At 70.9% G+C, this 24,429-nt stretch carries 20 protein-coding genes; 8 read left to right on the top strand and 12 right to left on the bottom strand.

The genetic code is table 11. The annotated features are described in order from the left end of the window. Nucleotides 1–119: 119 nt before the first annotated feature. Complete coding sequence (locus AC1ROY_RS07775; RefSeq protein ID WP_493148136.1) at nucleotides 120–773, top strand: transposase; 654 nt, start codon at nucleotides 120–122, stop codon at nucleotides 771–773. 5 nt (nucleotides 774–778) lie between these two features. Here AC1ROY_RS07775 and aspS read toward each other — a convergent pair whose 3' ends face one another. After that, on the bottom strand, nucleotides 779–2,563 hold the full coding sequence (aspS, locus tag AC1ROY_RS07770) for an aspartate--tRNA ligase (RefSeq protein ID WP_493148135.1): 1,785 nt from the start codon (nucleotides 2,561–2,563) through the stop codon (nucleotides 779–781). Nucleotides 2,564–2,669: 106 nt separating this feature from the next. Between aspS and rnd the strand changes: the two genes are divergently transcribed. Continuing rightward, nucleotides 2,670–3,845 (top strand): ribonuclease D, encoded by a 1,176-nt coding sequence (gene rnd, locus AC1ROY_RS07765; protein WP_493148132.1) that lies wholly within the window; start codon nucleotides 2,670–2,672, stop codon nucleotides 3,843–3,845. Between the two features lie 17 nt (nucleotides 3,846–3,862). On the opposite strand, the gene AC1ROY_RS07760 is transcribed toward rnd, so the two are convergent. From AC1ROY_RS07760 to AC1ROY_RS07720, 9 genes are all read right to left on the bottom strand, one after another. Further along, nucleotides 3,863–4,294 carry a TNT domain-containing protein gene (locus tag AC1ROY_RS07760; protein ID WP_493148130.1) on the bottom strand — a complete coding sequence of 144 codons (432 nt, stop codon included), beginning with the start codon at nucleotides 4,292–4,294 and terminating at the stop codon, nucleotides 3,863–3,865. A 191-nt stretch (nucleotides 4,295–4,485) separates the two neighbouring features. Further along, complete coding sequence (locus AC1ROY_RS07755) at nucleotides 4,486–5,586, bottom strand: calcium:cation antiporter (protein WP_493148128.1); 1,101 nt, start codon at nucleotides 5,584–5,586, stop codon at nucleotides 4,486–4,488. Next, the gene (locus AC1ROY_RS07750) at nucleotides 5,583–7,124 is read right to left on the bottom strand and encodes a hydantoinase B/oxoprolinase family protein (RefSeq protein ID WP_493148126.1); all 1,542 of its coding nucleotides are present in this window, start codon (nucleotides 7,122–7,124) and stop codon (nucleotides 5,583–5,585) included. Before AC1ROY_RS07750 ends, AC1ROY_RS07755 begins: the two co-directional genes overlap by 4 nt. After that, nucleotides 7,125–9,212 carry a hydantoinase/oxoprolinase family protein gene (locus AC1ROY_RS07745; protein WP_493148124.1) on the bottom strand — a complete coding sequence of 696 codons (2,088 nt, stop codon included), beginning with the start codon at nucleotides 9,210–9,212 and terminating at the stop codon, nucleotides 7,125–7,127. It abuts the gene before it with no gap. Nucleotides 9,213–9,221: 9 nt separating this feature from the next. Then, nucleotides 9,222–10,184, bottom strand: coding sequence for a Bug family tripartite tricarboxylate transporter substrate binding protein (locus AC1ROY_RS07740; RefSeq protein ID WP_493148122.1), 963 nt, complete (start codon nucleotides 10,182–10,184; stop codon nucleotides 9,222–9,224). Nucleotides 10,185–10,264: 80 nt separating this feature from the next. Beyond that, nucleotides 10,265–11,467 carry a pyridoxal-phosphate-dependent aminotransferase family protein gene (locus AC1ROY_RS07735; protein WP_493148120.1) on the bottom strand — a complete coding sequence of 401 codons (1,203 nt, stop codon included), beginning with the start codon at nucleotides 11,465–11,467 and terminating at the stop codon, nucleotides 10,265–10,267. A 93-nt stretch (nucleotides 11,468–11,560) separates the two neighbouring features. Then, nucleotides 11,561–11,812 (bottom strand): hypothetical protein, encoded by a 252-nt coding sequence (locus tag AC1ROY_RS07730; RefSeq protein WP_493148118.1) that lies wholly within the window; start codon nucleotides 11,810–11,812, stop codon nucleotides 11,561–11,563. A gap of 16 nt (nucleotides 11,813–11,828) precedes the next feature. After that, nucleotides 11,829–12,416, bottom strand: coding sequence for a DUF4189 domain-containing protein (locus AC1ROY_RS07725; RefSeq protein ID WP_493148117.1), 588 nt, complete (start codon nucleotides 12,414–12,416; stop codon nucleotides 11,829–11,831). Between the two features lie 98 nt (nucleotides 12,417–12,514). Further along, complete coding sequence (locus tag AC1ROY_RS07720; RefSeq protein ID WP_493148115.1) at nucleotides 12,515–13,690, bottom strand: M20/M25/M40 family metallo-hydrolase; 1,176 nt, start codon at nucleotides 13,688–13,690, stop codon at nucleotides 12,515–12,517. A gap of 219 nt (nucleotides 13,691–13,909) precedes the next feature. Between AC1ROY_RS07720 and AC1ROY_RS07715 the strand changes: the two genes are divergently transcribed. The 5 genes from AC1ROY_RS07715 to AC1ROY_RS07695 all read left to right on the top strand — a co-directional run bounded on the left by AC1ROY_RS07715 (nucleotide 13,910) and on the right by AC1ROY_RS07695 (nucleotide 20,148). Next, nucleotides 13,910–14,569: a DUF1028 domain-containing protein gene (locus AC1ROY_RS07715; protein WP_493148113.1), complete on the top strand. Its 660-nt coding sequence runs from the start codon at nucleotides 13,910–13,912 to the stop codon at nucleotides 14,567–14,569. A gap of 49 nt (nucleotides 14,570–14,618) precedes the next feature. Continuing rightward, nucleotides 14,619–16,133 carry an ABC transporter substrate-binding protein gene (locus AC1ROY_RS07710; RefSeq protein ID WP_493148112.1) on the top strand — a complete coding sequence of 505 codons (1,515 nt, stop codon included), beginning with the start codon at nucleotides 14,619–14,621 and terminating at the stop codon, nucleotides 16,131–16,133. Then, complete coding sequence (locus tag AC1ROY_RS07705) at nucleotides 16,133–17,092, top strand: ABC transporter permease (protein WP_493148111.1); 960 nt, start codon at nucleotides 16,133–16,135, stop codon at nucleotides 17,090–17,092. Before AC1ROY_RS07710 ends, AC1ROY_RS07705 begins: the two co-directional genes overlap by 1 nt. A 145-nt stretch (nucleotides 17,093–17,237) precedes the next feature. After that, nucleotides 17,238–18,059 (top strand): ABC transporter permease, encoded by an 822-nt coding sequence (locus AC1ROY_RS07700; RefSeq protein ID WP_493148109.1) that lies wholly within the window; start codon nucleotides 17,238–17,240, stop codon nucleotides 18,057–18,059. A 52-nt stretch (nucleotides 18,060–18,111) separates the two neighbouring features. Then, nucleotides 18,112–20,148, top strand: coding sequence for a dipeptide ABC transporter ATP-binding protein (locus tag AC1ROY_RS07695; RefSeq protein WP_493148108.1), 2,037 nt, complete (start codon nucleotides 18,112–18,114; stop codon nucleotides 20,146–20,148). Nucleotide 20,149: 1 nt separating this feature from the next. Here AC1ROY_RS07695 and AC1ROY_RS07690 read toward each other — a convergent pair whose 3' ends face one another. Together AC1ROY_RS07690 and AC1ROY_RS07685 are read right to left on the bottom strand one after the other, a co-directional pair. Next, a complete protein-coding gene (locus AC1ROY_RS07690; RefSeq protein ID WP_493148106.1) occupies nucleotides 20,150–21,286 on the bottom strand; it encodes a DUF2252 family protein in 1,137 nt (378 codons plus the stop codon). Nucleotides 21,287–21,331: 45 nt separating this feature from the next. Then, complete coding sequence (locus AC1ROY_RS07685) at nucleotides 21,332–22,729, bottom strand: amidohydrolase family protein (RefSeq protein ID WP_493148105.1); 1,398 nt, start codon at nucleotides 22,727–22,729, stop codon at nucleotides 21,332–21,334. Nucleotides 22,730–22,802: 73 nt separating this feature from the next. On the opposite strand from AC1ROY_RS07685, the gene AC1ROY_RS07680 reads away from it, so the two are divergent. Further along, a complete protein-coding gene (locus AC1ROY_RS07680) occupies nucleotides 22,803–24,374 on the top strand; it encodes an ABC transporter substrate-binding protein (RefSeq protein WP_493148103.1) in 1,572 nt (523 codons plus the stop codon). Nucleotides 24,375–24,429 lie beyond the last annotated feature (55 nt).

The following is a 24,429-nucleotide window of genomic DNA, read 5'->3' as shown; positions in this document are numbered from 1 at the left end:
ACCACTAGCATGACCGGCTTGGGCAAGGCAGACTTCATAAGGAGGTCTCCGGGAAGACCGTTGCCTGTGCAGCGATACATTGTTCTTGATTTGTTCTTTTTGTCCTCCCATAAGAACCGATGCCCCTCCGCTCCCTCCTCCCCCCAATCCTCCGCGAGCCCTACATCCGCCCCCGCGGCCCCAGGCCTCGCCCGCCCGCCCGCCTCATCATCCCCCACGCCCCCCTCACCGACGAGGAGTGGGAGGCGCTGCTGCCTCATCTCCCGGATTCCGGACGAGGACGCCCCTGCGACCTCCGCGGCCATTTCGACGCCTTCTTCCGCGTCGCCTGCACCGAAGGCGCCTGGCGCGAGCTCCCCGAGCAATTCGGCAAGCCCGACACCGTCTCCCGCCACTTCCGCCGCCTCACCCACACCGGCCTTTGGGAGAAGCTGCTCCTGGCGCTCTCCGCCGCGCCGAAGGATCACGTCCTCCGCCGCCTCGAAGCCTATATCTGCCGCGCCGCCCGACGCGCCATCCGCCTCCGCGGCCTGCGCCTGATCGTCCTGGCGCGCCGGCTCAACCTCAAGCGCGCCCTCCCGGGCCCGCCCTGGATGGTCGCCGATCCGGATTTGTCCGAAATCATCCCGACCCTGCCGATCGTGCAGCGCATTTCAGATTGGCGCCGCAACAAACAGGCCGCCCTCGACTTCCTGAAGGGCCTCAAGACACTCCACACCCTCGCCGGAGGCCGCCGCTACATCCCGCGCCCCTTCCGGGAGAACTGGCCGTGAGCGCCTCAGCCCACCTTCTTCGGCGCCGGCATCTGCACGCGGATGGACAGCTCCTTGAGCCGGATTTCCTCCACCGCGGAGGGCGAGCCCATCATCAGCTCCTCGCCCTGCTGGTTCATCGGGAAGAGGTTCACCTCGCGCAGGTTCGGCTCCTCGGCCAGCAGCATGACGATGCGGTCGATGCCGGCCGCCATGCCGCCGTGCGGCGGGGCGCCGTAGCGGAAGGCGTTCAGCATGCCGCCGAACCGCTCCTCGACGGTTTCAGGGGGATAGCCCGCGATGCCGAAGGCCTTCACCATGATGTCAGCCTTGTGGTTGCGGATCGCGCCCGAGGCCATCTCGTAGCCGTTGCAGACGATGTCGTACTGGTAGGCGCCGATGGTCAGCGGGTCCTGGCTTTCAAGCGCCGCCATCTCGCCCTGCGGCATCGAGAAGGGGTTGTGGCTGAAGTCGACCTGGCTGGTCTCCTCGTTCAGCTCGTAGAAGGGGAAGTCGGTGATCCAGCAGAAGCGGAAGCCCGTCTTCTCCGTCAGGCCCAGCTCGTTGCCGAGGCGCAGGCGCGTCTGCCCCGCGAACTTGGCCGCATCCGCTTCCTTGCCGGCGGCGAAGAACACGGCATCGCCCGGCTGCAGGCCGCAGGCCACCCGGATGGCCTCGGCGCGGTCGGCCTCCAGGTTCCGCGCGATCGGACCCTTCGGGCCTTCCGCGTCGAAGGTGATGTAGCCGAGGCCGCCGGCGCCCTCGGCGCGCGCCCACTCGTTCAGCTTGTCGAAGAAGCTGCGCGGATTGCCGCCGGCGCCCGGCGCCGGGATGGCGCGGATCACGCCACCACTCGCGGCGATCTTCGCAAACAGCCCGAAGCCCGAGCCGGCGAAGTCAGCGGTGACGTCGCGGATCACCAGCGGATTGCGCAGGTCCGGCTTGTCGGAGCCGTAGTCCAGCATGGCCTGCTTGTAGGGGATGCGGACCCACGGCCCGGCATCCACGTGGCGGCCCTCGGCGAACTCCTCGAAGGTGCCGCGGATCACCGGCTCCATCGCCGTGAAGACGTCCTCCTGCGTGACGAAGCTCATCTCCACGTCGAGCTGGTAGAACATCAGCGTGCGGTCGGCGCGGCCGGCCTCGTCGCGGAAGCAGGGGGCGATCTGGAAGTAGCGGTCGAAGCCCGCGACCATGGTCAGCTGCTTGTACTGCTGCGGCGCCTGCGGCAGCGCGTAGAACTTCCCGGGGTGCAGGCGGGCCGGCACGAGGAAGTCGCGCGCGCCCTCGGGCGAGGACACCGTCAGGATCGGCGTCTGGAACTCGTTGAAGCCGGTCGCGATCATGCGGCGGCGGATGCTGTCGATGATCTGCGCGCGCAGGATCATGTTGCGCTGCAGCCGCTCGCGGCGGAGGTCGAGGAAGCGGTAGCGCAGCCGCATCTCCTCCGGCGCCTCCTGCTCCTGCGCGACCTGGAAGGGCAGCACGTCGGCCGCCGACTGCAGCACCAGCTCCTTCACCCGCAGCTCGATCGCGCCGGTGGGCAGCTTCTCGTTGATCGTGCCGGGCTCGCGGGTCACGACCTCGCCGGTCACGGTGATGACGCTCTCGACGCGCACGGCATCGGCCGCCGCGAAGACCGCCGAGCCCGAGGGGATCACGCATTGCGTCAGGCCGTAGTGGTCGCGCAGGTCGATGAAGAGCAGGCCGCCATGGTCGCGCTTGCGGTGCACCCAGCCGGAGAGGCGGGCGGTCTGCCCGGCGTTCTCGGCGCGGAGGGCGCCGCAGGTGTGGGTGCGGTAGGCGTGCATGGGAACCTTGCGGGTCTGGGAGATCGACGGCGGAAAGGGCCTCCCCAAAGCCCACCTGTCAACCCGTGCCCTTGCATGCCGGCCGTTCCGGCCGCAAAGCAAAGCCATGGCCCGCATGCAAGACCCGACCCCACGCCTGATCACGCAATCCGCCGAGCTGGCGGAGCTTTGCGAGCGCCTGCGCACCGAGCCCTTCGTCACCGTCGACACCGAGTTCATGCGCGAGCGCACCTACTGGCCGGAGCTCTGCGTCGTGCAGCTCGCCGGCTCCCAGGACGTGGCGGTGGTGGACGCCCAGGCCGAGGGGCTGGATCTCGCCCCGCTTGGCGACCTGCTGGCCGATCCGGCGGTCGTGAAGGTGTTTCATGCCGCCCGTCAGGACGTGGAGATCTTCCTCCTGAAGTTCGGCGCCGTTCCGACTCCGCTCTTCGACACCCAGGTGGCGGCCATGGTGGCCGGCTTCGGCGACCAGGCGAGCTACGACAGCCTGGTCCGTGCGCTCGCCGGCACCTCGATCGACAAGGCGCACCGCTTCAGCGACTGGTCGGTGCGGCCGCTCTCGGCCTCGCAGATCGCCTATGCCGCCGGCGACGTGACCCACCTGCGCCGCGTCTATGTCAGCCTGCGCGAGAAGCTGATGAAGGAAGGCCGGCTCGACTGGGTGGCGCAGGAGATGGACGCGCTGCTCGAGCCGTCGACCTACATCACCGAGCCCGAGGAGGCCTGGGAGCGGCTGAAGCCCAAGTCGGCCAACCGGCGCTTCCTGGCCGTGCTGCGCGCCGCGGCCGCCTGGCGCGAGGCCGAGGCGCAGCGGATCAACATTCCCCGCGGCCGGCTGGTGAAGGACGAATCCCTCGCCGAGGTGGCCGCGATGGCGCCGGAGACGGCGGAGCAGCTCGCGCGCGTCCGCGGCGTCTCCGAGGGCTTCGCGAGGGGCAAGTCCGGCGCCTCCCTGCTGGCGGCGATCGCCGAGGCGAAGAAGCTGCCCGAGGAGGCGCTCCCCCTGCCGCTGGAGGCACGCAAGGGCGCGGGCGCCTCGCCGGCGCTGGTGGCGCTGCTGAAGGTGCTGCTGGCGGCGAGCGCGGAGGCGCACAACGTCGCGCCCAAGCTCCTGGCGGACACCGAGGACCTGGAGCGGCTGGCGAGCGAGAGCGAGCCGGACATCCGCGCGCTCTCCGGCTGGCGGCGCGAGGTGTTCGGCGCCGACGCGCTGGCGCTGAAGACGGGGCAGCTCGCGCTCGGCGTGGCGGGCCGGCGGGTGCGGCTGATCCGGACGGAGTGACGGCCGGCAATCCGCAGTCAGCTGGGACAGCGCAGCCGCGGAGCATGAATCTGGACCAGGATGCCGTCCTGCACGAGCTGTTCGGCGGGCGCGTCCGTTCTGAACTGGGTCGCGCCGCCCGGCTCGTCGAACCAGGGTGCCGCGGGTCCGATGCGTGCCGGCAGGGGAAGGGCCACGCGATAGACGCGGTAGGGCTGGCTTGCGCAGACATAAGGCAAGGCGCGGTTCCGATAGCCCGCGCCCCTGGGGCTGAAGAAATTCCCGCTCTCGCGCCCGAAGCGATCAAGAAGAACGCCCGGCGGCAAGACGATATAAGTCCCAACGTTCGGGCTGAAGCCAAAATCCTCTGGCCAGCGATATTCGGAATCGGAAACAAACCATTCGCGCGAAAGATTAGGCCGAGCGTCTGGCGGACGCACCGATGAGACTTGTGTTGCTGCGATCTGCACCGCAGAGGTCGACGCGACGGAACTCTGGGGCAGAGGAACTTGCCCTGCGCATGCGGCTAGAACCAGGAAAAACGGGAGAGTTGCGCACTTCATGCCGACCTCCATTCTCTCGCAGAGTAATGGTCGGATTAAATACAATAATATTGCACAATTTTGCAAATATGTTGTGGCATAAAGATTATGAGGGTGGCCTACGGCTCGAACAACAGCGTCACATAGGCCCCGAACAGGATCAGGTGCACCGCCCCCAGCAGGACGTTGGTCCGCCCGGTGCCGAAGGTCAGCAGGTTCACGAAGAGCGTCAGGATCAGCAGCGCCATGAATTCCGGCGCGAGGCCGAGGACCACCTGCTGGCCCGTCACCACGCTGATCAGCATCACCGCCGGCACCGTCAGCCCGATGGTGGAGAGCGCCGAGCCCAGCGAGATGTTCACCGACCGCTGAAGGCGGTCCGAGCGGGCCGCGGCGATGGCGCTGATGCCCTCCGCCGTCAGCACCAGCATCGCGATCAGCACGCCGCCGAAGGCCACGGGCAGGTGCAGCCGCCGCGCGCCGTCCTCGATCACGATCGAGAGCGTCTCGGCCAGCAGCACCACGGGCAGCAGGGTCATCAGCAGCATCATCGCGTGATGCGCGACGGAGCGCGTCTGCGGCGTGTGCCCCGAGCTGCCCCGATGCGCCGGCTCCTGGAAGAAGCCGCGGTGCCGGTGCGTCTGCACCATGAGGAAGACGCCGTAGAGCGCCAGCGCGGAGATCGAGAAGAACAGCGCCTGGTGCGGCGTGTAGGTGCCCTCTTCGGTGGAGGTGGTGAAGGCCGGCAGCATCAGCGTCAGCACGGAGAGCGTGGCGATGACGGACAGATAGGCCGAGGCGCCGGAGATGTTGAACTCCTGCTCGCCGTGCCGGACCGCGCCGATGACCAGCGACAGGCCGATCAGCCCGTTCAGCACGATCATGAGCACCGCGAGCATGGTGTCGCGCGCCAGCAGCGGATCGGCATCGCCGGTCAGCATGGCCGAGGCGATCAGCGCCACCTCCATGGTCACGGCCGACAGCGTCAGGATGAGCGTGCCGTAGGGCTCGCCGAGCAGATGCGCGAGGCAGTCGGCATGGCGCACCACGCCGACGGCGCACCACAGCATCAGCGGGAAGAGCCAGAGGAAGAGCACCGCCAGCTTCCACGCGCTCGAGAGGTCGGCGAGGAAGCCCGCGCCGGCGGTGTTCAGCAGGACCACCGTGAGGAGGCCAAGGAGAGCCGCCGCTTCCCGGCGCGGGAAGGGCGATGGGCTCATCCGGGCCTGCCGTAGCCCCCGCCGCCCGGCGTGCGCAGGATGACGCGCGTGCCGCGGTTCAGCACCTGCTGCTGACGGGTATCGGCAGGCTGGCCGTCGATCAGCACCTCGCCCAGGGCGCCCGCCCCGCCGCCGAAGAGGCCGGGGGCCGGAAACTTCATGCGCTCGGTGACGAAGACGGCGGCCATGTTGTCCACCTCGCTCTCCACCTCCGTCTCGTGGCCGCGCCCGCCGGCATGCCGGCCCGCGCCGCCCGAGCCCGGCCGCGAGACCTTGCGGTGGATGAGCACGGGGGCGGTGCGCTCGGCGACCTCGACCGGCGTGGCCGAGATGTTGGAGGGCCAGGAGATGCTGTCCACGCCGTCCTGCGCCGCGCCGGCGCCGGTGCCGCCGTTGAAGAAGAGCGTGCTGGCGAAGGGCTGGTCGGCGGCGTCGCGGCCGGCGATGCTCATCATCCAGAGCGGGCTGCCGGGCGCGGCGCGGACCTTTTCCGGCAGCGCCTCGGCCAGCGCGCCGAAGATCAGCACCGGAACATAATGGCCGGTCGCGGCGCGGCCGCCGACGGAGGCCGGCTCCTTCGGGTTCACGATGGAGCCCTCGGGCGCCGCGATGCGGATCGGCCGGAAGATGCCGTCATTGGCGGGGAGCTCGGGCAGCAGCATGGCCTTGAGCACGAACCAGCTCATGGCGCGCGTATAGGTGAAGGGGCAGTTCACCGAGCGCGGCTGCTGCGGGCTGCTGCCGGCGAAATCCACCAGGATGTCGCCGTCCTTCGCGGTGATCTCCACCTGGAGGCGGAAGGGCTTTTCCAGCCCATCCGTCTCGAAGCCATAGCGATAGGTGCCGTCGGGAATGCTGCGCAGGCGCTCCCGCATGGCGATCTCGGAGCGGGTGAAGATTTCGTCGGCGACCTCCGCGAGGTCGGCGAGGCCGTGATCCTCCAGCGTCGCCACCACGCGGTCGCCGATGAGGGTGACGGCCGCCGCCTGGGCCCAGATGTCGCCCTCGGTCTGGTCGGGCGTGCGGATGTTGGTGCGCAGCAGGGTGATGAGCGTCGCATCCGCCGCGCCGTCGCGCAGCAGGCGCATGGGCGGGATATGGAAGCCCTCCTCGAAGAGCTCGCGCGCCTCGGTGCTGCGGATGCGGCCGCCGATGTCGGGGACGTGGCTGGTGGTGGCGCCGAAGGCCACGATCCGCCCGCCGTGGAAGACCGGGCGCACGAGGCAGACGTCGTTGAGGTGGCCGGTGCCGATCCAGGGATTGTTGGTGATGTAGATGTCGCCGGCCTTCATCTCGTCCATCGGCACGCGGGCGCAGACGGCGCGGACCGTGGCGGGCAGCGTGCCGATGAAGCTCGGGATGGAGCCGGTGTTCTGCGCGAGCGAGCGGCCCTCGGCGTCGGTCAGCACGCAGGCGAAGTCGTTCGCCTCGTTGGAGAGGGTGGAGAAGGAGGTGCGGACGATGGCCTTGGCCGCCTCGTCCACGGCGGAGATGAGCCGCGTCCAGACCAGCTCCAGCTTGACGGGGTCGAGGGGCATTCAGGCGATCTCCACCAGGATGTTTCCCGAGTCCAGCACGCTGAAGCGCCCTTTCGGCCCGACGACCAGCGTGGAGCCCGCCTCCTCCACCAAAGCGGGGCCGGAGGCGGAGAAGCCGGGCCGCAGCCCGTCGCGCGCATAGATCCTGGCCATGCCGGTCACGCCGTCGGCGAGGATTTCGCGCTCCCCCGTGCCGGCCGTTTCGCCGAAGCGCGCCGCGGCGAGCTCCGTCGCGGCCTTGGCCCCGCGCAGCACCACGCGGGCGTGCACGAGGTCGACCGGCACCTTCGGCGGCGGGCGCCGGAATCGCTCCAGATAGGCGGCCTCGAAAGCCGCCGCGATCAGGTGATGCAGCGCGGCATCATCGGCGGGGAAGGGGCCGGGCGGCAGGACCACGGGCATATGCGCGCCCTGGCCGACGCAGCGGGCGTCCACGATGCGCTCCGAGGACGCGCCCTCGGCGAAGCCGCCGCGCTCCAGCACCGCCTGCGCGTCGGCCTCCAGCGCGGCGAAGGCCGCTTCCAGTTCGACCGCGCTCCAGGCCAGCAGGCGCCGGCCGAGCGTCGCCACGCGATCCACGCGGGGCGGCGCGGTGAGCAGGCCGAAGGCCGAGGCCACGCCGGCCTCGGGCGGGATCACCATGCGCCGGATGCCGAGCTTGCGCGCGAGGTGGTAGCCATGCACCGGCCCGCCGCCGCCGGTGCAGACCAGCGTGAAGCCCGAGGCGTCGCGGCCGCGCTCGGCCAGATGCGTGCGGGCGGCGCCGGCCATGGCCTCGGTCACCACGTCGTGGATGCCCCAGGCGGCGGCCTCGCGCGTGATGCCGAGTCCGGCCGCCAGCGCGTCCATGGCGGCCTCGGCGGCGGCGCGGTCGAGCGGCAGGCTGCCGCCGGCGAAGCGCGTCGGGTCGAGATAGCCGAGCAGCAGGTTCGCATCCGTCACCGTGGGGGCCGCGCCGCCGCGGCCGTAGCAGGCCGGGCCGGGCTCGGAGCCCGCGGAATCCGGGCCGACCTTCAGCAGGCCGATCGCATCCCGCCGGGCGATGGAGCCGCCGCCGGCGCCGATCTCCATGAGGTCCACGGCGGAGATGCGGATGGGCAGCCCGCTGCCCTCGATGAAGCGCGCCTGGCGCGCAGCCTCGAAGCCGAAGACGATCTCGGGCTCGCCATGCTCCACGACGGAGAGCTTGGCCGTGGTGCCGCCCATGTCGAAGGCGAGGATTCGCGGTTCGGAGGGACCGGCGAGGTGCGCCGCGGCCAGCGCGCCCGCGGCCGGACCGGATTCCAGCAGTTGCACGGGCGCGCGCTGCGCCTCCTCCACATGGGTCAGCCCGCCGTTGGAGAGCATCAGCAGGAGCGGCGCGGCGATGCCGAGGCCGGCCAGCTCGCCGGAGAGCCGCGCGAGGTAGCGGCCGGCCAGCGGCGCCACATAGGCGTTCGCGGTGGCGGTGGAGCCGCGCTCGTACTCGCGCACCTCGCGCACGATGGCGTGCGAGGCCGTGACATTCAGCTGCGGGAATTTTTCGGCGAGGCGCTGCGCGGCCGCGCGCTCATGCGCCGGATGCAGGTCGCTGTGCAGGAAGAGGATGGCGACGGATTCCGCGCCGCCGTCGATCGCCCGCTGCGCGGCGGCGTCCAGAGCGTCCATGTCGAGGGCGCGCAGCACCGTGCCATCGGCCTTCACGCGTTCCGGCACCTCCAGCCGCAGCTCGGCCGGCACGAGCGGCGCGGGCGGCGTCAGCTGCAGGTCGTAGAGCTCGTAGCGCCGCTCGCGGCCGATCTGCAGAATATCGGAAAAGCCCTCGGTGGTGAGCAGCGCCGTGCGCGCCCCCTTCCGCTCGATCAGCGCATTGGTGAAGAGCGTCGTCGCATGCACCACGCGGCCGATCTCGTCCGCCTCCGCCCCGGTTTCGGCAAGCAGCCGCCTGGTCCCCTCCAGGATGCCGAGCACCGGGTCGGCATGGGTCGTCAGCACCTTCAGGCTGCCGGAGCGGATATGCGCGGGATCGTGGAGGACGAGGTCGGTGAAGGTGCCGCCGATGTCGATGCCAAGCGAAAGGGGGCCGAGGGAGAGCGAGGGCAAGGGCAAGGGGATATCCTACTGGATGGTGACATGGGCGTCGCGGATGACGCGGCCCCAGCGCTCGGATTCGGCGCGGACCAGCTCCGCAAGCTCCTCCGGCGGGCCTTCGGCGCGCTCGGCGCCGAGCTCGGTGAAGCGGGCGCGCACGGCGGGCTGCTCCATGATGCGGCGGATGCCCTGGTGCAGCCGCAGCACCAACGGCGCCGGCGTGCCGGCGGGCGCGAAGATGCCGAACCAGGAGCGCGCCTCGTAGCCGGGCACGGTCTCGGCCACGGTGGGCAGGTCCGGCGCGGAGGGGCTGCGCTGCGGCGAGGTCACGGCCAGGCCGCGCAGCCGCCCCTCGCGCACATGGTCGATGATCGTCGGCAGGTTCTCGAACATCAGCTGGATCTGCCCGCCCAGCAGGTCGATCAGCGCCGCGCCGCTGCCGCGATAGGGGATGTGGGTGATCTCGGCCCCGGTCATGAGCTTCAGCAGCTCGCCGGAGAGATGCGTGGTCGCGCCATTGCCGGCGGAGCCGTAGTTGATCGTGCCGGGATGGGCCCTCGACCAGGCGATCAGCTCCGGGATGCTGCGCACCGGTACCGCGTTGTTCACGGCGACGAGGTTGGGCACCGTCGCGATCAGCGCCACGGGCGCGAAGTCGCGCACGGGATCGTAGGGCAGGTTGGGGTAGAGTGCCTTGGCCGTCGCATGGGTCGGCGGCGCGCCCATCAGCAGCGTGGTGCCGTCCGGCGTGGCGCGCGCCACCTGCGCCGAGCCGATCGTGCCCGAGGCGCCCGGACGGATGTCCACCACCATGGGCTGGCCGAACTCGGCCTGCGAGCGCTCGGCGATGAGGCGGCCGAGCAGGTCGGTCGTGCCGCCCTGCGCGAAGGGCACGACCAGGCGGATCGGACGGCCGACCACCTCCTGGGCGGAGGCGGAGCCCGCGGCGAGCGCAAGGCCGAGGGCAGGGAGGTTGCGGCGCCGCATCATGGAATCCCGATGGTGGTGACGCCGCAGGATCGGCGACGCCCGGCCCGGCGTGAACTCCTTATATCCACCTTCCTGCGGCGCTATTCCGCCGCCCGCGCCATCTCCGGCAGCACCTTGCCCAGGAAGGCGGCAGCGGCTGCCACGCCCGCGCCGGGCGCGACCGGATGGCCCAGCTCGCGCAGCACGGATTCGAGCTGCAGCAGGTCGGTGAAGATGGTGCCTTCGTTGTGCCCGCCCATCACGCCGATGCGGATCACCCGGCCCTGCAGCCGGTTGCGCGCGCCGGCGATGACGCAGGCGTGGCGCTGGTACATCAGCCGCACGATGTCGCCGCCCTGCAGCCCCGCCGGCACCTCGAAGACCACGACGGTCGACGAGCGGTGCGGCGCGCGGGTGAACTCGGCGAGGCCCATGGCCGCGCCGCCGGCGCGCAGCGCGTCGGCGAGGCGGCGGTGGCGCGCGAGGACCTTCGGCAGCGTCTCCGCCTCGATCATCTTCAGCGCCACGTGCAGGCCGGCCACGTGCGAGACGTTCGGCGTGAAGGGCGTCTCGTGCTTCTCGGCATTGGCCAGCGCCTTGCGCAGGTCGAAGAAGAAGCGCGGCATCGCCTCGTTGCGCATGACGCGCGCGCGGGCGCGCTCGCTGAGGCTCACGAGGCCGAGGCCCGGCGGGCACATCAGCGCCTTCTGCGAGGCGGAGACGACCACGTCCACGCCCCATTCGTCCTGCCGCATCTCGAGCCCGGCGAGGCCGCTCACGGAATCGGTGACGAGCAGCGTGCGCGTGCCCTGGGTCAGCTTCCCGAGGCCGGCGAGATCGGCGACGGCGCCGGTCGAGCTCTCGTTGTGCGTGACCAGCAGGGCGCCGTAATCCGCCTCGGCCAGCTTCGCGCCGACCACGGCCGGGTCCGGCGCCTCGCCCCAGGGGAATTCCACCATGTCGACCGCGGCGCCGAGGCTGCGGGCGATGTCCGCGAAGCGCTCGCCGAACTGGCCGTGCGAGGCGACCAGCACCCGCTCGCCGGGGGCGAGGATATTGGCGAGCGCCGCCTCCATGGCCGCGGTGCCCGAGCCGGCGAGGAAGATCACGGGATTCTGCGTGCCCAGCACGGGCCGGATCAGCGCCTCCGTGTCGGCCAGCATGGCCCGGAACTCCGGCCCGCGATGGTTGATCATCGGGCGCGCGAGCGCGGCGCGGACCGCCTCCGGCACCTCCGTCGGGCCGGGCAGGCGCAGGCGATAGCCGGGCGGAGGGCTGAACGGATCGTGGGATGCTGCGGACAAGATGCCAACCCCTGCTGGTCGAATGCGAGCCGGCACAGTGGGAGCCCGAGGGGGTGGCGTCAATTCGGCGGCGGGCGCCTCAGCCCCAGAATCTCAGCCCCAGAATCCCAGCCAGCAGCCGACACCGTGGACGAGCCCCGCGGGGAGGAACAGCGTGCCGCCGACCAGGAAGCCCCAGCTGCCGCTGAGGATGCAGGAATAGACGTGCTGCATCCAGGCCGCCGAGGGAAGCGCCACCAGCAGGCCGAGGATCGCGGTGCACTGGAGATTGGCCGCGGCCTCCGAAGTGTCGGGCAGGCCGTTGTCCAGCAGGACATCGGGGTCGCGGCGCTCGAGGATCCGCATGGCGTCTTTCCCCGTCCTAGCCGTTGCGATTGCCGCATTGGGCGGCGACGATCCGGCAGCTCGCGCCAGGGTCCCTGGACCGGCATTCGGCCAGGGCGTCGGCCTCCGCATCCGCGCGATCGTCCCCGGCGCCGCCGTGGATCGAGGTGACCGCCAGGCCGGGATCGGCCGGAGCGCGACGCACCCCATGGGCCACGGCGCCGCAGGTGGCGGAGAACTCCGCGATCAGGCGGCAGCCGGGGCCGCCCCGGGAGCAGCGGAGCTCGGCGATGCGGAAGGCGGCGAGGCGATCGGTCTCGGCGACGACCATGCCGTAGCCGGAGCCCGGCCTGCGGGCGGCGAAGATCACGCCGTAGCCGGCCTGGGGCACGATGAAGCCCGCCGGGGCGGGGCGCAGGGCGGAGACGGGGGTGCTCAGGCCGGCCGCCGCCGGCTGGGGACGGGCCGGAGGGGCGGCGGGGGCGGCGACGCGGCCGGCCGGCGCGCGGCAGGCCTCGCCGCAGGCGGCGGCCGCCTGGGCCTGGCCCCGCTCGGGGCTCCGCGCCGAGGCCAGGGCGGGCAGGGCCGAGAGCAGCAGGATGGCGGTCAGGGCAAGGCGGCGCATAGCGGTCGTCTCCGGCGTTGGCCGGAGAGTGTCGCGTCAGGGTCGCGGCCGGTTCGCGCCGAGGCGCGATTCGTGTCGTGTCTGTCGCGCGGCTGCCCTCAGGCCTGCACGCGCCCCTCGGCCGCCGCGGCCATCAGCCCCGCCAGCACCGCGCCGCGCGTGACGATGGAGGGCACCTCCACCTGCTCGCGCCGGCTGCAGGTGTCGTGCGTCACCGGCCCGAGCCCGTCCAGCGTCGGCACCCCCAGCCGTGCCGCGAAGCTGCCGTCCGACCCGCCGCGCGAGACGACCGAGAAGACCGGGATGCCCAGCTCCCCGCTGAAGCCCTCCGCGAGGCCGTAGAGCGACAGCGTGCCCGGCAGCGTCGGCATGGCCGGGCGGGTGAAGCCGCCGCGGAAGGCGATGGAGACGCGCGGATCGGCCGGCGGCTGCGTGGCCAGGGCGCGCACCTGCGCCAGCAGCCTGTCCGCGGATTCGTCGTCCGGCGCGCGGAGATCCACATGCATCTCGGCATGGCCGGAGACCACCTGCCGCGCCTCGCCGCCCCGGAAGATGCCGATGGAGCAGCCGAGGCCGTTGGCCGGGTCGCCCAGCGCCTCCAGCGGCCCGACCATCGCCGCCAGGGCGGCGATGGCGCTGGCCCCGTTCTCGCGGTTGGCGCCGACATGGGCGGTGACGCCGGTGGCCGTCAGGTAGACCGCGCCGATCGCGCCGCGGCCGATGCAGATGCCGCCGCCGGGACGGCAAGGCTCCAGCGTCAGGCAGAGATCGGCCTCCCGCGAGACGGATTCGAGCCATTCCCGGCTGCCGGGGCTGCCGATCTCCTCGTCGGGCACCACGCAGAAGGTGACCGAGGCCAGCCCGCCCAGCGCCTTCTCGGCGAGCAGGAACTTCAGCGCATGCATCGCCATGACGACGTTGGTCTTCATGTCCCCCACGCCCGGGCCGGTGATCCGGTCGCCGATTCGGGCGAAGGGCCATTCCGCCACGATGCCGGCGGGCCAGACGGTGTCGGCATGGCCGAGGATGAGCAGGCGCGGCCCGTTGCCGCCGAGCTGGAGCCGGGCGGTCATCTGGTCGCCGAAGCCGGGCAGGGGCCTGCGCTCCACCGCGAAGCCGAGGCCCGCGAGCATGCCGGCCCAGACGTCGATGACCCCGTTCACGCCGTCGGCCATGTAGGACCCGCTCTCGATGTTCACGCTCCGCTCGGCCATGGCGAGGATGGAGGGAAGCTCCCTCTCCATCTGGGCGGCGTAGTGGGTGATGTCGGTCATGGCTGTCCTCCGGGGGGCGCGGAGCCTAGACCCGGGCCGTCAGGCGCGTCACCCTGCCGGCCGGGAGGGTCCTCATGCTGAGTCCGGCGATGCGCGCCCTTCGGCTGCGGCTGACGGAATGGGCAGCCTGCCTCCCGGCCGGGCAATCGCGGCTGATTTCGCTGGACAACCCGGCCCCGGCCCCCCTGACATGAACCCGACGCGGAGTTACTTGCGCCCATGACCTATTCGCTTCTCGGCCGTTGCGCCCGCACGGGCCAGTTCGGCGCGGCCGTGACCACCTCCAGCCTCGCGGTGGGCTCGCGCGTGCCGCATGTGGCGCCGCGTGTCGGCGGCGTGCTGACGCAGCACCGCACGGATCCGCGCCTCGGGCCACGCGGCCTCGAACTGCTGGCGAGCGGCTGCTCGGCCGAGGAGACGCTGGCTGCGCTGGTCGCGAGCACGCCGCACCACAAGTGGCGGCAGCTCGCCTGCATCGACGCGGAGGGCCGCACCGCGCATTTCCACGGCGCCGCGGTCAAGCCGGCGCTGAACGCGGTGCATGTGAAGGACTGCGTGGCGCTCGGCAACATCCTCGCCAACGACCGCGTGCCGGCCGCCATGGCCGCCGCCTTCGTCGAGAGCGAGAGCGAGCCCCTGGCCGAGCGCCTGGTGCGCGCCATGGAGGCCGGCGAGGCCGCGGGCGGCGAGGGCCGCCCCGTGATTTCCGCGGCCCTGCTCGTGATGGAGCGCGAGGTCTTCCCGCTGGTCGACCTGCGCGTGGACCTCGCGCCCGAGGCCATCTCGGCCATGCGCACGCTGTGGGACGCCTATTCGCCCGAGGTCGAAACCTTCGTCATCCGTGCCGTCGATCCCGACGCCGCCCCCGGTGTGATCTGAAGCCTGGGTGATCTGAAGCTTGTGTGATCTGAATCCACGGAGAACCGCCATGACGCTGTCCCGCCGCTCCGCCCTCGCCCTGCCCGCTTTCGTCGGGTCCGTCGCGCTGTCCCGACCCGGTGCCTCCCAGGCGGGCGGCGGCGTGCTGCGCATCGCCATGAGCTCCAACCTGCGGAACCTGGATCCCGCCAAGACGACGATCGGCGAGGAGTTCATGCACTCCGTCTTCGTCTTCAACGGGCTGACGCGCATGAAGGAGGACCAGTCGGTCGAGCCGGAGCTGGCGGAATCCTGGACCTACGCCGACGATCTGAAGACCTGGACCTTCAAGCTGCGCCGCGGCGTGAAGTTCCACCACGGCCGCGAGATGGTGGCGGACGACGTCATCAAGACCTACCAGCGCATCCTCGACCCTGCCACGGGCGCGGCGAGCCGCAGCAACTACGACATGATCGAGAAGATGGAGGCGCCGGATCCCCATACGGTGATCTTCCGGCTCTCCTATGCCTATGGCGGCTTCGCCGACATCCTCTCCGACCGCCAGGTGAAGATCGTTCCCGCCGACAAGCTCGACGAGCTCGCCACCGCGCCGATCGGCACCGGCCCCTTCGTCTTCCGCAGCTACACGCCGGGCGACCGCGCGATCTACGCGCGCAACCCGAACTACTGGGAGGCCGGCCCGAAGTTCGACGGCGTGGAGATGCGCATCCTGCCCGAGATGTCGGTGCGGCTCGCGGCGCTGCAGGCCGGCGACCTCGACGTGGTGTGGGACCTGGGGCCGGAGAACATCCGCGCGCTGCGCGAGGTGCGCAACGTGCGCGTGGAGAGCGTCGCGACGGCGTCCTGGGACGGCGCCATCATGAACAACAGCATGGCGCCCTTCAACGACGTGCGCGTGCGCCGCGCGCTGCACCTCGCGGTGCCGAAGGCCGACGTGGCCGAGGTGGTGCTCTTCGGCGAGGGCCAGCCGACGCACAGCCCCATCGCCCCGAACCATCCCTTCTTCGCCAGCGACATCCCCTTCCCGGCGCGGGCCGACGTCGCCGGAGCGCGGCGCCTGCTGCGCGAGGCCGGCCACACCAACCCGATCCGCGTGCCGCTGGTGATCCCCGTGGGCCGGCCGGTGCGCGAGCGGCTCGGCGTCACGCTGCAGCAGATGGCGCGGCCGGCAGGCTTCGAGTTCGAGATCCAGCGCGTCCCCTTCGGCCGCTACTCGGCCGAGGTGGCGGGCAAGATGCCGATCTACATCGACGGCTACTTCGCGCGGCCCACCATCGACACCTCCACCTTCCCCTTCCTGCACTCGCGCGGCAGCCAGAACTCGCGGCTCTGGGTCTACAGCGAGCCGAAGGTCGATGCGGCGCTGGAGGCGGCGCGGCTCACCGGCGACCCTGCCGTGCAGAAGACGCACTACGTCGCCATGCAGCGCGCCATGGTGGACAACCCGCCGGGCTACATCGCCTATGCCCAGAAGTTCGCCTGCGCCTATCGCAGCGCGGTGAAGGACGTGCAGACGCATCCGATGCGCTGGTTCGATCTCAGGACCGGCTATATCGGGTCCTGATGACCGGCTTCCTTCTTCGGCGTTTCGCGTCCGTCGTCTTCGTGCTCTGGGCGATGACGGTGCTTGTCTTCGCCATCGTGCACATCCTGCCCGGCAGCGTGGCGCACATGATCCTCGGCGAGTTCGCGACCGACGCCGCCATCGCGGCGCTGGAGGAGCGGCTCGGGCTGAACCAGCCGCTCTACGTCCAGTACTGGACCTGGTTCACCGGCCTGCTGCGCGGCGATTTCGGCATGTCGCTGACCATGGACCGCCCGGCGGCGCCGCTGATCCTGGAATCGCTGGGGAAATCCGCGATCCTGGCCGGGATCAGCATCGTACTGGTGGCGATCATCGGCATCGCGCTCGGCATTCATTCGGCGACGCATGTCGGCACCTGGTCGGATCGCGGACTGACGCTGATGCAGTACTTCTTCATCGCCGTCCCCGAATTCTTCTGGTGCATCCTCGTGATCCTCTTCTTCGCCGTCTGGCTCGGCTGGCTGCCGGCGACGGGCTACTCGCCCATCTCCGAGGCCGGAATCCTGGGCTGGGCGCGGCACCTGATCCTGCCCGTGGCGACGCTGGTGCTGGGGCTGATCGCGCATATCTCGCGCCTCGTGCGCTCCTCCATGCTGGAGGCGATCGAGAGCCGCTATGTGCTGGCCGCCCGCGCCAAGGGCCTGCCGGAGCGCATCGTCCTGCGCCGGCACGCGCTGCCCAACGCGCTGCTGCCGGCCATCACCATCCTGGCCGTCGATATCGGCATCCTGATCGGCGGCATCGTGGTGGTGGAGAGCGTCTTCGCCTATCCGGGGCTGGGCCGGATGCTGATCTACGCGATCGACAACCAGGACATCCCGCTGATGATGGGCGGGATGATCGTGATCACCACGATCTACGCGCTGGCGAACCTGGTGGCCGATATCCTTTACGCGGTGCTCAATCCGCGCATCCGGGTGAGTGGGTCGGCGGGATGACGCAAGTGGTCTTGAGGGGGCTTTGCCCCCTCAAACTCCCCCACCAGGGCTTTTGGCCCTGGACCCCTAAACAATTGGGTTCCAAGGGCCTTTCGGCCTTTGGTGGGGTGGGTCCGGGAGGGGCAAAGCCCCTCCTGGTCGCAACATGAGGATTCCGCGCACCCTCATCGTCGGCGGCATCATCGTCGGCGCCATCTGCATCCTCGCGGCCATCGGCCCCTGGATCACGCCCTACGAGCCCGACGCCTTCGCCGTGCGCGAGCGGCTGCTGCCGCCCTCGGCCGCCCATTGGTTCGGCACGGACGAGTTCGGCCGCGACGTGTTTTCCCGCGTGCTGGCCGGCGCGCACCACTCGCTGCTGATGGGCTTCGGCGCGACGGCGCTGAGCCTCATGATCGGCGTGCCGCTCGGTCTCATCGCCGCCTTCCGCCGCGGCTGGACAGAGGAGGTCATCATGCGCGGCGTGGACCTCATGATCTCCATCCCGCCGGTGCTGCTGGGCCTGCTGATCCTGGCCGTCACCGATCCCGGCCTGCTGAAGACGATGATCGCGGTCGGGCTGGTCTATGTGCCGATCATGACGCGCGTCTCGCGCGCCGTGGCGCTGGGCCTGCTCGCGGAGGATTTCGTGGAAGCCGCGCGGGCGCGGGGCGAGGGCGCCTATCACATCCTGGCGCGCGAGATCCTGCCGAACGCCTGGCCGCCGCTGATCGTGGAGACCTCGCTGCGCATCACCTTCGCGATCCTGCTGGGCTCGGCGCTGTCGTTCCTCGGCCTCGGGCCGCAGCCGCCGGACAGCGAGTGGGGGCTGATGATCGCGGAGAGCCGTCCCTTCATCAGCGAGGCGCCCTGGATCGGCCTGGCACCGGGCCTGTGCCTCTGCTTCCTGCTGATTTCCGTGAATGTGGTCGGCGAAGGGCTGCGTGACCTTCTGGACCCTCGGTTGAGAGGGCGTGGCCATGGTTGAGCCGTTCGATGGCCGGAGTGCGCAGACGCCGGAGGCGGCGAGCAGCGGAGGCGTGAATCGAACGGCCGATTCACCGTTGCTGAACATCAAGCGCATGTCGCTGACCTATGCGACGCAGCGCGGGCCCGTGCATGCGCTGCAGGACGTGTCGCTCGCCATCCCGCGCGGCGGTGCCATGGGGCTGGTGGGCGAGAGCGGCTCCGGCAAGTCGTCGGTCGTGCTGGCGATGCTGGGCCTGCTCGGCAAGGGCGCCGAGATGGTCTGCGATTCCGCGCTCTTCGACGGCGTGGACCTGCGCGCGGCCGCGGAGACCCTGCGCGGCCGGCGCATCGGCATGGTCTTCCAGGACCCGGCCGCAGCGCTGAATCCCGCGCTGACCATCGGCTTCCAGGTGGCCGAGCCGCTGGTGCAGCATCGCGGCCTCTCGCGCGAGGCGGCCTTCGCGCGCGCCGTGGAGCTGCTGGGCGAGATGGGCATCTCGCGCCCGGCCCAGGTCGCGCGCGCCTATCCGCACCAGCTCTCCGGCGGCATGAAGCAGCGCGCGGTGATCGCGACGGCGCTGGCTTGCGAGCCGGAGCTGCTGCTGCTGGACGAGCCGACCACCGCGCTCGACGTCACGGTGGAGGCGCAGATCCTCGACCTCCTGGAGAAGCTGCGGCGCGAGCGCGGCGTCTCCATGCTGCTGGTCAGCCACAATCTCGGCATCGTCGACCGGCTCTGCGACGAGCTGACCGTGCTCTATGCCGGCCGCGTGGTGGAGCAGGGACCTTGCACGGAGCTGCTGGGCGATCCGCGCCATCCCTACACGCGCGGGCTGCTGGCGGCGCTGCCGCGCGTGGATCGCGGGCGGATGGGACGGCTCGCGCCGATTCCGGGCGGCCTGCCGGACCTGACCCAGCCCGTTGCCGGTTGCAATTTCGAGCCGCGCTGCCCCTTCGCGACAGTGGCCTGCGCGCTGCCGCAGGCCCTGCGCGTGCTGGACGGCCGCGCCGTGCGCTGCCATCGCGCGGAGGAGATCGCGGGCCAGCCCTGGCCGATCCCCGAGGCTGTGGCCCATGTCGTCCGCCCCGAGAAGCCGCTGACGCTGCTGAGCGCCGAGGGTCTGACGCGCAGCTTCGGGCACAGCTCCCTCTTCTCGCGCATGAGCCTCAAGGGCCTGAAGCCCGCGACCGGCTTCAAGGCCGTGGACGGCGTCTCGCTCACCATCGGCCGCGGCGAGGTGCTGGGTCTCGTGGGCGAATCCGGCTGCGGAAAATCCACGCTGGGCCGCCTCGTGCTGCGGCTGCTGCGCGCGGATTCCGGCACGCTGCGCTTCGAGGGCAAGGAGATCGCCAACGATCCGCCGACCGCCTATCGCCGCCGCGCGCAGATCGTCTTCCAGAACCCCGACAGCTCGCTGAATCCGCGCCAGACCGTGGACGAGGCGCTGCGCCGCCCGCTCGTCCGCTTCGGCCTCGCGAGCGGCGCCGAGGCCACGAAGGAGGTGGAGCGCCTGCTCGACCTGGTGCGCCTGCCGCCGAGCTACCGGCAGCGCTACCCGCACCAGATGTCCGGCGGCGAGAAGCAGCGCATCGGCATCGCCCGCGCGCTCGCCAGCCGGCCGGATTTCCTGGTCTGCGACGAGGCGGTCTCCGCCCTCGACGTCTCCGTGCAGGCGGCCGTGCTGAACCTGCTCACCGACCTGCGTGACGAGCTGGATGTGGCCTATCTCTTCATCTCGCACGACATCGGCGTGGTCGCGCATATCGCCGACCGCATCGCCGTGATGTACCGCGGCGCCATCGTGGAGGAGGGCCCGGCGCGCGAGATGCTGATGCCGCCCTACCACCCCTACACCGAGGCGCTGCTCTCCGCCGTGCCGGTGGTCGGCGCGCATGGCCGCGCGGCGAGCCGCATCCGTCTGACGGGCGACGTCTCCTCCGCGCCGAGCACCATCGGCTGCCGCTTTGCCCATCGCTGCCCGCGCCATCTCGGTGCCACCTGCGACACGGTGGAGCCGCCGGTGCGGAAATTCGGCGAGGGGCATCGCATCGCCTGCCACCTGACGCCGGACGAGCTGGAGGCGATGCCCCCGGCGCTGGCCGGCTGAATCAGCGCTTCCGGGCTTCCTTCCGGAACTCCAGCTGCTCGATCCGGATGGATTTCGCGGCCCGCGCGGCCGCCTCGGCGAGCCAGCTCTTCTTCCTGGTGCCGAGGTCCTGCCGGATCGCCTCGGCCATGTCGGCCGTGCCGAGATGGATCGCCGCCAGCTCCGCCCCCATGGCCTTCAGCATCTCCGGGTCCAGCAGCACGTTGAGCCCCACGCGCTTCTCCGTGTCGGCCGAGACCGAGCGCGCCGGCGATTCCGCGTTGATCTTGCGGTTGTTGGGCGAGAGCCGGCGGATCGCGATCCCGTCGGCGAGGCGCAGCAGCGGATCCGGCGCGCGGAAGCGCCCGGTCGCCATCTCCAGGCTGCGGATGTTGCGCGTCGCGCGCCGGTCCACGCGCGACCATGCCGAGGGCACCATCCCCTTGGCCTCGCGGATCACCCAGTCGCCGCGCCACATCGACTGCGCCACCCAGCGCGGCCGGCCGAGGCTGCCGAGGCCCGCGCTGCGGTACCAGATCAGGGGCGGCTCCGCGCCCTCCGGCATGGACCGGGCCAGCGCCTCGCGGTAGCGCGGCCAGAGATGCGGGCGCTCCGAGCGCGACCGTTCCTCGAAGCGCAGGCGCTTGCGCTCCAGCTTGTCCCAGAAGGACTTCCGTTCGCGCTCCGGAACGACGACGGCCTTGCGCAGCCAGGCGAGGTCGCGGTCCAGCACGCAGGGCCGCGGATCGTCGAGGCCGCGGCGGTAGCCGGCCAGCACGGGCTTGGCGACGGCCGCCGCGTCCGGCCGCCCCGCCAGCAGCGCCGAGGTGACGAGGCGCAGCAGGTCCAGCGCATAGGGCATGGTCGCGGCCTCGTCGTGGTCGTTCACGCCCCAGATCAGCCGGCCCTCGGCGTCGCGCCAGGTGCCGAAATTCTCCAGGTGGATGTCGCCGACGGCAAGGACGGAGGGCGCCTCCATCAGCTCCGGCGCGATCTCGCGGATGGTCTCGGCCCAGCGCCAGTAGGTGGCGCGCAGGAAGGGGAAGGGGCCGGCGGCCATCTCCAGCCGCTTCTCGCGCAGCCCCTCCTCGATGACCTCGCGGCCGAGCTCGGCGCGGAGGAAATCCTCGTAGGCGTCGGTCGACTGGACGATGTTCACAAGGCCCTCGCGGGAAGCAGGGCCGGATGAGAACAGGATCGGCGGTCAGACGTCCAGCCAGCGCAGCCCGCCGGGAGGCGGAGGGATATCGGGGTTGTTGGCGATCATCCGTTCCCACACGCGTTGCGTGACTTTCTGCGCCTCGGCCATCAGCCCCGCCTCGTCGATGGTGAGGATCTTTCTGTCGCGCAGCAGGAACTCGCCATCGACCATCACGGAATGGACCGCGCCCGGATGGCCGTAATGCACCACGGCCGAGACCAGGTTGATGATCGGCCGCAGGCTCGGCGTGTTGAGGTCGAGGATGGTGAGGTCCGCCTTCTTCCCCACCTCGATGGTCCCGATGAGATCGCTCGCGCCGACCGAGCGCGCGCCGTTGCGCGTGATGCCGTCGAGCACCGCCTGCGGCTGCGGGTTCACGCCGCCCTCCTTCGCCCGGCCGCGGCCGCCGCGATGGGTGATGAGGCCGATCTTCATCGCGTGGAACATGTCCTCGGTCATGTTGTCGGTGCCAAAGGCGATGTTCACGCCGGCGTCGCGGATCAGGCCGAGCAGCGCCGTGTGCGGCCCCCGGCGCGAGGAGTTGGCTGGGCAATGCGCCATCTGCGTGCCGCGCGCGGCCAGCAGCTCGACATCCTCGGGCGTGCAGTAGGTCCAGTGCGCGCCGACCAGGTCGGGGCCGAGAAAACCCTCGCGGTCGAGGTAGCCGGCCGGCGTGAGCCCGTCGCGCATGGCGGCGACGGCGCGCACCTCCTCCATGCTCTGCGCGAGATGGACGGTGCGGGTCAGCTTGTACTTCGCGGCCAGCTCCATGAGCTTGTGCAGCATCTGCGGCGAGCAGTTGTCCGGCGCATGGGCGGCGATCTGGAAGTTCACGCGGCCTGCGCCGCGGCCCTGCCAGTCCTCGATGCACTGCACCGTGCGCTCGAGGAAGGCGCGGCCGAATTCCTCGTCGATGCTGTAGTCGCCGAGGCGGATCTTCAGCGTGTTGATGTCCGCGCAGTTCTCCGAGAGCCAGAGGCGCAGGCCGGTGGCGGCCATCGCGTCGATGTAGTGCGGCGTGTGCCGGAAGGGATCGACCAGCGTGGTGCAGCCGGAGTGGATCGCCTCCAGGCAGCCCATGCTGACCATGATGGCGCGCTCCTCCGGCGTCATCTCGTAGGAGACGGGCGACATGTAGCCGTAGACGGCATTGCCGTCCCAATCCTCGACGCTGCCGCGCAGCACGGTCAGCGCCGTGTGCGTGTGCGCGTTGATGAAGCCCGGGAAGACGGCCAGCCCCTTGCCGAAGAAGTGCGGCAGATCCGGGAATTGCTGCTCCAGCGCCTTGCTGTCGCCCACCGCAGCGATGCGGTCACCCTTGATCGCGACGGCGGCGTGCTCCAGCAGGCTGCGCGCGTCGTCGCAGGTGACGACGACGGCGTCGGTGATGAGCAGGTCCATGGGCGCGTTCCCCTCTTGCTGGCGCGAGATCACTCTTCCACAATTAGCTTCCGACGCAAGGTAGAGGGGCTTCATGTTCCGTCTCGCCGTGGCTCTCGCCGCCTCGCTGGCCGCATCGCCCGCAATATCTTCCGCCTGGGCGCAGGACGTGACCATCGCCGTCGGCGGCGCCTTCACCTCGCTCGACCCGCATTTCCACAACCTCACGCCCAACAGCGCGCTGACGCAGCACCTCTTCGACCGGCTGCTGGAACCGGACGCGAACCTGCGGCCCGTGGCCGGGATGGCCTATGAGTGGCGCGCCGTCTCGCCCACCGCGTGGGAGTTCCGGCTGCATCCGGACATCCGCTTCCACGACGGCTCGCAATTCACCGCCGACGACGTGGCCTTCACCTTCTCGCGCGTGCCAAACGTGCCGGGCAGCCCGTCCTCCTATGCCTTCTTCACGCGTCCCGTGCGCGAGGTCGTGGTGGTCGATCCGCTGACGGTGCGGCTGGAGACCGGGACATCAGCGCCGCTCATCCCCGCGATGATGCAGGGCCTGCCGATGATCGGCCGCCGCCAGGGCGAGAACATGTCCACGGCCGACTACAACAGCGGCCGCGCGGCGGTCGGCACCGGGCCCTACCGCCTCGTCTCCTACACGCCAGGCGACCGCGCGGTCTTCGAGCGCAATACGAACTGGTACGGCGGGAACGTCGCCTGGAGCCGCGTCACCTACCGCTTCATCGGCAATGACAGCGCGCGGCTCGCGGCGCTCAAGGCCGGCGACGTGGACCTGATCGACCAGGTGCCGACGCGCGACGTGGCGGAGGTCCAGCGCAGCTCCCGCCTCGCTCTCTTCAGCACGCCGAGCCTGCGCAACATCTACCTCTACCTCGATCTCTGGCGCGAGCAGACGCCCTTCGTCACCGACAGCCAGGGACGCCCGCTGCCGGCCAATCCGCTGCGCGATGTGCGCGTGCGCCGCGCCCTCTCCATGGCGATCAACCGTGCCGGCATCGTCGCGCAGGTGATGGACGGGCAGGCCGCGCCCTCCGGCCAGCTCCTGCCCGCCGGCAGCGTGGGCCACGACCCGGCCCTGCCGCCCGTGGCCTACGACCCTGAAAGCGCGCGCCGCCTGCTGGCCGAGGCCGGCTTCCCGCAGGGCTTCTCGGTCAGCCTGCACGGCCCGAACGACCGCTACGTGAACGACGCGCAGATCCTGCAGGCCGTGGCGCAGATGTGGGCGCGGATCGGCGTGCGCACGCGCGTCGAGGCGCTGCCCTCCACTGCCTTCTTCCCGCGCTCGGCGCGCGACGAGTTCAGCATCGGGCTTTCCGGCTGGGGCACCGGCACGGGCGAGCCGGACAGCCCGCTCGGCAACCTGCTCGCCACCATCGACCGCTCGCGCGGGCGCGGCTCGACCAACCGCTCGCACTACAGCAACCCGGAATTCGACGCGGCGGTGGACCGCGCCCTCGGCATCCTCGACCTCGCCGAGCGCGAGGCCGCCTATCGCGCGGCGCAGGAGATCGCGATGCGCGACGTCGCCATCATCCCGCTGCACCACCAGGTGAACATCTGGGCGGCGCGCCGCGGCCTCGTGTATGAACCGCGCAACGACGAGCGCACCCTGGCGATGTCGCTGCGGCCTTCGCCCTAATATGCTGCGGCAGCGATTCACGCCCTCGGCGATTCCGCCTCGGCCGATCGCAGCC

It is taken from the genome of Roseococcus sp. GW821-FHT12F05 (assembly GCF_058806835.1).
Note: the sequence above shows the minus strand (reverse complement) of the source record. Positions and strands in the feature narration are given on the sequence as shown.